Consider the following 2,346-nt stretch of genomic DNA (forward strand, 5'->3'; position numbering starts at 1 on the left):
GTCGGGTAGGCGGGACGCATCGCTGCGTCCCGCCCCCCTCAGAACCGTGCGTGCCACTTTCACGGCACACGGCTCAAGCGAACTGCTTCGCGTTCCCGGTCAGATTTCTCGCGGGCATGAAGTTGCTGATGGCAGTAGAGATGCATCAGCCGCAGATTGAAGAGCTCATCCGATCCCCCAAGCCGTCGTGACTCGAGATGATGGACGTGCAGATACTCGTCATTATGGACGGTTTCGCCACACCAGAAGCATTCGCCATTCTGGCGTTTCGCTAAGGCGCGCTGTCTCCCTTTAAGCTCCTCGTGCCGCTTGGTCTCCCGCTGTTTCCAGTAGTGGGCCAAGGAACCATCGTCTGGCGATGCGTGGCTCTTGACCATCACGTGCCGGACGATGGGTGTCCAACAGAGCTTGAGCAGGTATTGACCCGATCCGCGTTCAGCCAAGCCGAACACCCATCGGTCTCTCCGCGCAGGATTGAGCCTTCCCCAGTATTTCCGTCGCAACCAGTACCAAGGCTTGTGCGGATGCAGGTTTCTCGCCCAGCGGATTTCCTTATCGAACATCCAGCTGTCGAGCCGCGCAAGGATCTTCTTCGATACAACGGTGCGGTAGTAGTTGGTCCAGCCTCGGATGATCGGGTTGAGGCGGGTCATGACGCCGATGGCATTGATGCCCTTGAGCGCCGCCCATTCATCACGCATCCGGTGCTTGAACCGCTTTACCGCGTCCCGGCTTGGTTTGATTAGCAGCTTCCACCCCGTCCGGCTCGATGCCGGGGTCGGGTAATGACGCACATTGAAGCCAAGAAAGTCGAAGCCGTCCGCAAGATGAACTACCCGCGTCTTGGCCTCGGAGAGCCGAAGCCCTCGCGGCTGCAACCAAGCCTCAATATCGGCCTTGGCGGCATAGGCATCTTCCTCGGTCTCGCAGAACACCACGAAGTCGTCTGCGTATCTGACCAGCGCGCGTTTTCCGACATTGTCGCCACGAGCGATGCGTTTGACACCGATCGCCGCTTCCATGCCGTGGAACGCGATGTTGGCAAGCAGGGGACTGATGACCCCACCTTGCGGCGTGCCGCTGTCGGTGGGATTCAGGACGCCCTTCTCCACGTACCCGGCCTTGAGCCATTGGCGGACCAGCTCTGTGGCTGGGAAGCCGCGCAATGACTTGAGCAGGGCATCGTGTCCGATATTATCGAACGCTCCCTCAATGTCCGCATCGAGAACCCAACGCCGCCGGTTTGTAGGCCGGGCGATGTTGAAGATCAGACTGATCGCGTCGTGGCATCCCCGTCCGGGCCGGAAGCCGTAGCTGCTCGGCTCGAACCGCGCTTCCCATTCAGGCTCAAGCGCGTTCTTCACGACCGCCTGCATAGCACGGTCGAGTATCGTAGGAATGCCCAAGGGGCGGAGTTTCCCGTTTGCCTTCGGGATATACACTCTTCGGACCGGCGACGCGCGCCACGGCTGATGCGACATAACCTTGTCGATCAAACGTGAGCGCGCCTCGGTCGTTTTTACTATCAGCTTGTCCACGCCGGGAGTCAGCTTCCCCTTATTGATCTGCGTGACTTGCCGGACGCTTTTGACGGCGTTGGCGCGGCTTCGCAGCATAAGTTTCTGCAACGACCGAACCTTGCGGTGGTCGCCCTCCCGGGACGCCCGGAATATCCTTCGTCTCAGATTGCGAACCCGCCGATTGATCTTACGCCAGTAGATGGCGCGCCATTCGGTGGATTCCTCCAGTCCGTTTACAGGTAGCACCTGCATCCAACTTCTCCGTCGGTTAGCGTTCGTAACGATGATTTCGGGCAGTTCACCAAGTCCGCGTCAGCAGCCTTTCGGCTTGGGCATGGCCCTATCCGGCGGGTTATGGATTTCCATTGCCTTTCGGCTTGCCGGCATTCGCTTCTCGGACTCTCCTGTTCCCGCTGGGTAATCGGCGGTCCCTTGCGGTTGGCCTACTGCTGTTGCCAGCAGTCCCCATCGGGGTTTCCGTGTTCCACATGAAGGAGATACGGTCGGGGTGGATGCCTATGCTGTGCCGGGGCGCGGTGTCCGCATCAGGGCCAAGCACACCCTGTTTCGCAATGCGCCCAATAATGCCGTATCAGCCACGATTTCGGCACCTTACTACCTCACGACACGTCGTTATAGGTTCATGAACTTCATCCGTCCGACCTTCGCCTCGCCCGATTTCTTCCCATGGCTGGAAGTCCTCTTGGGCTTTCATCCCCGCTTTGCACCACCCGATTACTCGGATCGCACAGGAGAAGTAGCGATAGAACTGGACACTGTTCTAAATCATTGAGATTACTCCTTTCATGCGACTTGCACGTCGCAC

At 59.0% G+C, this 2,346-nt stretch carries 2 protein-coding genes; one reads left to right on the top strand and one right to left on the bottom strand.

Features of this window, described 5'->3' with window-relative positions:
- Window positions 1-59: 59 nt before the first annotated feature.
- Entirely contained in the window at window positions 60-1,772 is a 1,713-nt protein-coding gene (gene ltrA / locus A7A77_RS17180) for a group II intron reverse transcriptase/maturase (RefSeq protein WP_066561263.1), read from the bottom strand.
- 256 nt (window positions 1,773-2,028) lie between these two features.
- Between ltrA and A7A77_RS18105 the strand changes: the two genes are divergently transcribed.
- Complete coding sequence (locus A7A77_RS18105) at window positions 2,029-2,313, top strand: hypothetical protein (protein WP_156500674.1); 285 nt, start codon at window positions 2,029-2,031, stop codon at window positions 2,311-2,313.
- Window positions 2,314-2,346 lie beyond the last annotated feature (33 nt).

Source organism: Croceicoccus bisphenolivorans, assembly GCF_001634625.1.
GTDB lineage: Bacteria > Pseudomonadota > Alphaproteobacteria > Sphingomonadales > Sphingomonadaceae > Croceicoccus > Croceicoccus bisphenolivorans.

What these genes read in the sequence shown, in the direction of transcription:
- ltrA (WP_066561263.1), bottom strand. Translation starts at nt 1,772, where the DNA reads ATGCAGGTGCTACCTGTAAACGGACTGGAGGAATCCACCGAATGGCGC.